The sequence below is a fragment of the Pseudomonas sp. ENNP23 genome (genome assembly GCF_001728945.1).
Lineage (GTDB): Bacteria > Pseudomonadota > Gammaproteobacteria > Pseudomonadales > Pseudomonadaceae > Metapseudomonas > Metapseudomonas otitidis.
Genome location: NZ_LYSP01000028.1, coordinates 79,547 through 86,981 on the forward strand (window position 1 = coordinate 79,547; position 7,435 = coordinate 86,981).

Annotated in this window: 7 protein-coding genes and 2 pseudogenes; 1 reads left to right on the forward strand and 8 read right to left on the reverse strand. The window is 64.9% G+C overall.

What is annotated here, in order from left to right; genetic code table 11:
- Positions 1-108: 108 nt before the first annotated feature.
- The 5 genes and pseudogenes from A9G05_RS28505 to A9G05_RS16675 form a co-directional block, all read right to left on the reverse strand.
- A complete protein-coding gene (locus tag A9G05_RS28505; protein WP_371850573.1) occupies positions 109-981 on the reverse strand; it encodes a methyl-accepting chemotaxis protein in 873 nt (290 codons plus the stop codon).
- A pseudogene (locus A9G05_RS28510) lies at positions 967-2,088 on the reverse strand (HAMP domain-containing protein); the annotation flags it as partial. The pseudogene A9G05_RS28510 and the gene A9G05_RS28505, both read right to left, overlap by 15 nt.
- Positions 2,089-2,323: 235 nt before the next feature.
- A complete protein-coding gene (locus A9G05_RS16665) occupies positions 2,324-2,932 on the reverse strand; it encodes a flavin reductase family protein (protein WP_069562032.1) in 609 nt (202 codons plus the stop codon).
- A 69-nt stretch (positions 2,933-3,001) separates the two neighbouring features.
- Positions 3,002-4,426: an MFS transporter gene (locus A9G05_RS16670; RefSeq protein WP_083272601.1), complete on the reverse strand. Its 1,425-nt coding sequence runs from the start codon at positions 4,424-4,426 to the stop codon at positions 3,002-3,004.
- A 164-nt stretch (positions 4,427-4,590) separates the two neighbouring features.
- Positions 4,591-4,869 carry a hypothetical protein gene (locus A9G05_RS16675; RefSeq protein ID WP_069562033.1) on the reverse strand — a complete coding sequence of 93 codons (279 nt, stop codon included), beginning with the start codon at positions 4,867-4,869 and terminating at the stop codon, positions 4,591-4,593.
- 163 nt (positions 4,870-5,032) lie between these two features.
- On the opposite strand from A9G05_RS16675, the gene A9G05_RS16680 reads away from it, so the two are divergent.
- Positions 5,033-6,058 carry a patatin-like phospholipase family protein gene (locus A9G05_RS16680; protein WP_069562034.1) on the forward strand — a complete coding sequence of 342 codons (1,026 nt, stop codon included), beginning with the start codon at positions 5,033-5,035 and terminating at the stop codon, positions 6,056-6,058.
- Positions 6,059-6,166: 108 nt separating this feature from the next.
- On the opposite strand, the pseudogene A9G05_RS28170 reads toward A9G05_RS16680, so the two are convergent.
- From A9G05_RS28170 to A9G05_RS26690, 3 genes and pseudogenes are all read right to left on the reverse strand, one after another.
- A pseudogene (locus A9G05_RS28170) lies at positions 6,167-6,346 on the reverse strand (IS5/IS1182 family transposase); the annotation flags it as partial.
- Positions 6,347-6,609: 263 nt separating this feature from the next.
- Positions 6,610-6,930: a hypothetical protein gene (locus tag A9G05_RS27335; RefSeq protein WP_139131172.1), complete on the reverse strand. Its 321-nt coding sequence runs from the start codon at positions 6,928-6,930 to the stop codon at positions 6,610-6,612.
- A 153-nt stretch (positions 6,931-7,083) separates the two neighbouring features.
- Positions 7,084-7,435: transposase (locus A9G05_RS26690; protein ID WP_139131173.1), on the reverse strand; the 352-nt coding region annotated here is incomplete at its 5' end.

A 7,435-nucleotide genomic window follows, 5' to 3' on the forward strand; every position in this document is an offset into this window, starting at 1 on the left:
CGATCGGCCGATGCTAGCCGCGCCCGGCGCGCTGGCAAAGGGACTTGCAAGATTTGCTCATGAAAGCGCGGGTCGACAGGCCGCGCGATCACGGAAACGTCGGTCCGGTCACAACCTGAAGTGCGCAGCCATCGCCTGCAGGTCCCGCCCCAGAGCGGCCAGGCGAGTGCTGGAGGTGGCCGTCTCCTCCATCGCCTCGGCGGACTGGTCGGCGATGTCGCGGATGCTGGTGACGCTGCGGTTGATCTCCTCGGCCACAGCCGTCTGCTGCTCGGCAGCAGCGGCGATCTGCTGGTTCATCTGGTGCAGGGTGGACACGGCCTCGGCGATGCCGTTGAGTGCCGCCTCGGTCTGGCTGGCGTCCTCCACGGTCTTCTGCACCAGAGTTTCGCTCTGGTGCATGGTCTCCACCGAGCGGCGCACGCCCTCGCGCAAGGTACCGATCAGCCGTTCGATCTCGGCGGTGGACTGCTGGGTACGCCGCGCCAGGGCCCGCACCTCGTCGGCCACCACGGCGAAACCTCGGCCCTGCTCACCAGCCCGCGCCGCCTCGATGGCAGCGTTGAGCGCAAGCAGGTTCGTCTGCTCGGCCACGCTCTTGATCACGTCCAGCACAGCGCCGATGCTCTGCGCCTCCTGGCTGAGCTGCTCGATGCTCTGGGTAGTGACCTCCATCGCCTGGGCCAACTGGTCGATGCGCCCCCGGCTCTGGCGCACCACCTCGTTGCCGCTGGCCACACGGGTGTCGGCACTTTGGGTGGAGGCCGCAGCGGCCTCGGCGTTGCGTGCCACCTCGTGCACGGTGGCGGTCATCTGGCTCATGGCGGTGGCGACCTGATCGGTCTCCTGCTTCTGCCCGTTGACCCCAACGCGGGTCTGCTCGGTGACGGCGGACAGCGCCTGGGCTGAGTTGGAAATCTGCTGCACCCCGCCCTGCAACTGGCCGACCATGTTCCGCAGGTTGGTCGACATGTTGCGCATGGCCTCCAGCAACTGGCCCACCTCATCGCTGCGACCCACCTCGATGTCACTGCTGAGATCACCGGCGGAGATCTGCTGCGCCACCTCGATCACCCGCTTGAGCGGCCGCACGATCAGCAGCGCGATGAGCATCGCCGCTGCCAGGCCGATCAACAGCGCCAGCGCGCTGCCTCCCAGAATCAGCATCGAGCTGCCTCGCTGCTGATCCCGCATGGCCTGTTCCTGGTGGTCACGTGCCTTGTGCACAGCCGCGACCATGGCCTCGGCACCGGCGGACAGCGCATGGAATTCGCGCTTCTGCTGCTGCAGGTACTCGGTGTACTCGCGCAGGCGTTCGTTGAAGGAGTCGATGTTGCCGATCACCTCGGTGAGGACGGCAGCGTAACCCGGGTCCTGCACGCGATCACGCAGCTCGGTGGCGAGCTTCTGGGCGTCCAGCGCTTCCTGGATCTGGGTATCGGCAGCCTCCCCGGTGCTGCGGCTCTGTTCCAGGCGCGTGCGAGCCTGGTTCAGCGCCAGCAGCAGGGACTGGTAGATGCGGCTGATCTCGCCACCCTGCGCCACCATGTCGGCTCCTTCTGCTCCCTGGGAACTCTTCAGCAGGTCGATGCCGTCCTCGTTGAGTCCCGACTGCAGCACGTCAAGGCTGTTGGACGCACTGACCACCAGCCAGTTGGCCGCCTCCAGCGACAAACGCATGTTGTCGGAAAGCTCCACGTAGCGGTCAAAGGCTGCGCGGTAACCGTCCACCGCCCCAGCCACTTCGTCCAGGGCCTGGCGGCTGGCAGCCCCCACCTCGCCTTTCAGGGCGTCGTTGCGCTCCAGCAGCGCCTGGGTAGCCTTGCGCAGGGCCTCAGCGTGCTTGGCGTCACCGCTCAGGGCGTAATCCTTCTCCACCAGGCGCATGCGCTGCACCTCGCTGCTCAGGACGTCCATGCGCTCCAGCAGCGCCGCCCCGGCCGCCACGTTGCGCAGCGCCAGGTAGCCGGTGGCCGCCACCACTGCCGTGAGCGCCAGCACCACGCCGAAACCGAGCGCCAGCTTGGCCGCCGTGCCCAGACTGGCCATACCCCGTTGGACCACCGTTGCCATGCCGATTCCCTCCATGCCGGTAACCGGGTCGACGCGCTCGCCATCCCGAACAACAGCGCGAACTTAGGAGCGCGCCCCTGCTGGCGACAAGCCATGACCGCGCCAATCCCACGCTAGCTGGTTTTTTTGGATATGCGGAGGTCGCTTTCAGACCATTCGGCGGCAGGTCGTCAAAGTCGCGGCGTCAGAAGCCGGTCGAGATCGCACAGGCGTGTGCGAAAGGCCCCGCAATAGTGCGGGGCCGGGCGGGTCAGGTGGGTCGCACCATGTTGAAGAGGTCACGGGTGCGCACATAGGCGCTGCCGCCCAGGCGGCCTACCAGGTCCAGCGCCTGGGTATCGACGCGCCCCTGCTCGGTGAGCACCGCGTCATCGATATGGGCCAGCAGCACCTCGGCGAAGATCAGGTGGCAGTTGGGGTTGTCGCGGGGGAACGGCTGCGCCTCCAGCAGGCGGCACTCGAAGGCGACCGGCGCCCCCTTGACCCGGGGCGGCGCCACCCGCAGCGACGGCTCGTGCTCGATGCCACAGGCCTCGAACTCGCTCACCGTGTACGCCAGCGGTGCAGCGGTGGCGTTCATCGCCTCGGCGAAGGCGAACGGCACCAGGTGGATCACCAGCTCGCCGGTTTCCTGCACGTTGCGCAGGGTGTCCTTGAGGCTGCCGTCATCGCGGCTGCCGACGTTGACCATCAGGGTCGGCGGGTCGTCGCTGATCACCTGGAAGAAGCTGAACGGTGCCAGATTGGCGACACCACTGGCCGACAGGCTGGAGACCCAGGCGATGGGACGTGGGGTCACGGTGGAGGCCAGCCAGCGGTAGGCCTCCAGGGGCGTGAGGGTGGAGAAGTCGAGTTGCATCAGGTGCTCCGGCAACGGCAAAGGCGAGGCCGGATTATGCCCCGCCCTCGCCTGCCCGACGCAACCGTCTCAGCGCTCTGCCACGCGCCTTACCAGCCAGGCGGCCAGGGCCGGCGCAAGGATGAAGCCGCTGAACAGCCAGATCGCCGCCGACCGCGCACCGGCCTCGCCGCCGGGCTCGATCAGGCCGGCCGCGTTGGCCACCAGTCCCGCCACCGCCGCACCAATGGCCATGCCGTAGAGCTGCACGGTGGTGATGGCGGTGGACGCAGCGTCTTCCTCACCCTTGGGAGCCAGGGCCATCACCCGGGTGAGCAGGTGCGGCCAGCCCATGCCGACCCCAGCCCCCACCGCCGCCAGCGCCAACGCAGCCAGCAGCGTCCGCAGCCATGCGCTCCAGTCACCGCCCAGGGGCAGCACCACCGCCAACGCTGCCAGGCCCGCCACGCAGAACAGCGGACCGCTGCGCAGCAGGCCATTGGCCTGGCGCCCCTCGCGTCCCGAGGAGGTCAGCGAGCCGATGCTCCAGCCGGCCGCCATCGCTGCCGTCAGGTAACCCGCCAGCAGCGGCGTCTGGCCATGCAGCACCTGCAGGAAGTACGGCACGAAGATCTCGGTGGTGGTGCCCACCAGCAAGAGCGCAACGCAGGCATAGGCCGCCCCCAGGGGCGCGCCCAGGGATGCACTGCCGCTGGGCAGCAGACGCACCTGCGCCTGGCGATCCACCCGCAGGGCCAAAGCCCCCAGCGCCAGCCCCAGGACGACTCCGGCCCCCTGCCAGGCCAGGTGCCCGGCGCGACTGGCCGTGGCCACCGCCAGCACCGAGGCGGCGAGCAGCACGATCTGCAGCACCGGCACCCGGGGCGGTGCCCCAGTCCCACGCTCACGCGGGCCGAGCTGCAGCGTCACCAGCAGGGCCTGGGCCGCCGCCACCGGCAACAGTGACCAGAACGCCCAGCGCCAGTGCCCGGCTTCGGCGAACAGCCCGCCCACCGCCGGCCCGCACAGCGTCGCCACGCCCCACATGCCTGACACCAGCGCTACCGCACGGGGCCACAACGGCGGTTCAAACACCACGCGGATCAGCGCATAGCTGAGGGCCGCCAACAGGCCCCCGCCCAACCCCTGGACCGCACGGGCCGCCAGCATCCACGGCATCGACAATGCCGTGGCGCAACCCATGGTGCCCAGGCTGAACAAGGCCAGCGCCGCCAGGCAGGCACCGCGCGGCCCGCTGCCCGCCAGCACCCGCACCGACAGTGCCGCGCCGATGATGGACGCCACCACGAACAGGGTCGTGTTCCAGGCGTACCAGTCCAGCCCGCCGATCTCACGCACCACCGACGGCAGCACGGTGGTGACGATATGAACGTTGATCGCGTGCAGCGCCACGCTGCCAGTCAGCGCAACGGCCAGCAGGCCGTTCCGCCCGCTGAAAAGATCGCCCCAGGAGGCGGTGGAAAGGGTTTCCGGGGAAGAAGTGGCAGTCGTCATCAGGCGTCTCTCCATGGCCTTTATCCAAGCAACGGCTTGGATATTAGAAATCGCCCGACAAATTAAACAAGGAATTTCTTTGATAAAGCCGATAGGCATTGCCTATGGCGTTCTCGCGGCCACAAAAAGCCGGGGCAAGCCCCGGCTCGTTCACCCAAGGGTTTTCAGCGGCCAGCGCGGGATTCGCGGATGTAGAAGCGTGCCTTCTCGGCCTTCTCCGTACAGCCCTGGAACCCCTCGAACTGCTGCTGGGTCTTGGCCGCCGTCAGCAGGCTCAGGGCCTTGGAGTAACTCACGGTGCCGGCGAAGCCCTCGGCCTTGGCCAGGTCGAGCTCGCGCCAGGCGGCATCCAGTTGGCTACCGCAGCTCTCGCGGTACGCCGTCTTGCCAGCGCACCCCACGAGGGCAAAGGCAACGAGGGACAGGCTGATCCAGGCTTTCATGGTTTTCCTCCTCGGCTGCATGGGAAATGGCCATCAGTCTACTCAGACTGGCCACCCTGCCAAAAGATTCCACGGGGTCACGCAATGCTCCGCCGCCGCTTGGCTGCCCTAGGACTAGACAGGTATTGTCTGATGCATTCTGAAAGAAACGGATGACAGCAGCATGAGCAAACGTGTCGCACTGGTGCTCGGATCGGGCGGGGCCCGGGGCTATGCCCACATCGGGGTGATCCAGGAACTGGAGGCGCGGGGCTACGAGATCGCCTGTGTCGCCGGCTGCTCCATGGGCGCCGTGGTGGGCGGCATCTACGCCGCCGGCAAGCTCGACGAATACCGTGACTGGACCGAAAGCCTCGACTACCTCGACGTACTGCGCCTGCTGGATGTCAGCTTCCGCCTGGGTGCCATCCGCGGGGAAAAGGTGTTCGGCCGCATCCGCGAGATCGTCGGCGAGATCGACATCGAGCAGTTGCCCATCCCCTTCACCGCCGTCGCCACCGACCTCACCAACCAGCAGGAAATCTGGTTTCAGGAAGGCTGCCTGCACCAGGCCATGCGCGCCTCGGCGGCCATCCCCAGCCTCTTTACCCCGGTGATGCAGGGCTCACGGATGCTGGTGGACGGCGGCCTGCTCAACCCGCTGCCGATCGTCCCGGTGGTTTCCAGCCATTGCGACCTGATCATTGCGGTCAACCTCAACGCCACCAACCAGAAGCAGTACCAGCTCCCGGTGATCGAGCGCTCCCCCGCCCTCAAGGGGCGCCTGGACCAGCTCATCAGCTCCCTGGGCGATCGCCTGCCCTTCCGCCGCCGCAGCGATGAGGAGGAACCCGACGCCATCGCCACCCTCCCCGCCCTGCCCAACCCGTGGACCGACGACAGCGCCCGCCCCCAGGCCCAGCAACCCGCCGCCGCCCCGGAAAGCGAAGGCGCCCCACGCTCGGCCAGCGGCTCCCAGGTGGTCGCCAGCGTCGGCCCCGCCTCCCTGCTGGAGTTGGTCAACCAGAGCTTCGAAGTCATGCAGACTTCCCTCGCCCAGTACAAGATCGCCGGCTACCCGCCGGACATCCTCATCAACGTGCCCAAGCGCGTCTGCCGCTTCTTCGAGTTCTACAAAGCACCGGAGCTGATCCAACTGGGCCGTCAGATCGCACGGGATACGCTGGAGCGGTATGAGGAGTTGCACTGAGGGAGCCAGTTCCGGGATAGAAGTTATCCGTATTGGTCTGTAGGGCCACCGGAAGGATCGGAAGCAAGGAAATCTGGAACTCAGCAGGCACGAATCGATCGTCAGCTCACGGACTTGCAGTCGTTCAAAGACTCGGTCAAACGTGCCCTCGTCTCGCCAGTCAAGGACCGACAGGTCACGCTAGGCCGTTCCGGAGCAGAGAGTCCAGAAGATGCCATCGAGCATCAACCGATCATCACTACCCGGTCGGCCCATCTTGTGTTCAGGGGAAACCAGGTTTCTGATCAACTACCGCCTCGCATCCGGGAATTCGTAGCGCCTTGCCATGTGGGCCTCCAGCCAATCATGGCGGTAAAGCTACCCGCGCCGACTTTTCGTACAGAACCTAAACCATGATGCAGAAATGATGCGCCGATAACGCAAAGATGATGCACGGATAATGCAAAGCACGACGGCCCCACGCGAGCCAGCTCGTGGAGCTGTTGAGCAATAGGCCGGCCGATATAAAAACACCGGCGCGAGGCCGGTGTTTGGGTGTTATTCATTTCGCATTAGAACACATACGGATCAAAGTCTAGCTCAGCCCCAGCCTCGCTTATCAAGCAAAGAGTTTCCCATGAAAGATGAAAAGACGGCCGTATTCCCTCATCGGATCTTATAGACACCCCTACTTCTGGCTTTAGTTTATTAAGCTCGGAAATTTGAGCGACGTATCTTTTCTCTAGAGCAGAGTTAAAAACCTCTCTTATAAGTTCATCCAGAATTTCCGGATGATAAAAGTCGCGACTGACCGCCGCCGCAACCTCGGTGGCTGGCATGTCTTTTTCAGAGTCAGTATCCACGATCAACCTGACCAATACTGTGCTCGTCATTTCCACCTCGCGCCAGTATCTACTGGCTCATCATTACCCTTACATCCCCAGCGTTTCACGACAATTCTGCCATCTTCACATCCGCACAAGTCAAACTTTCCGCCACTCTTTTGGCCAATGGTGCCCCACTTTAATTCGTGTGGGTCATAGCCTCTAGGTTCTGTACGAAAAGTACTGCCGCAGGCATCGCAGCGTGCAAGCCAGCGTGACCATTGCGGCAAAACTCCTGGCGAGCTTGTCGTAACGGGTGCCAATTCTCCGGTTCTCTTTTAGCCAGCCAAACATCCGCTCGATGATGTTCCGCTGCCGGTATTTCGGACGATCAAACAGTCGGGGTAGTCCTGGCTTGGGTTTGCGCTTCATGGCGCGCTGCGGAATCACCGGCTGCATGCGGTAGCGGTCGCAGTACTGGCGCAGATGCTCGGCATCGTAACCTTTGTCTGCCAGTAACCAACGGCAGCGCTTACGAGGTCGTCCCGACTTTCCGGAGATACGTACCTGATCT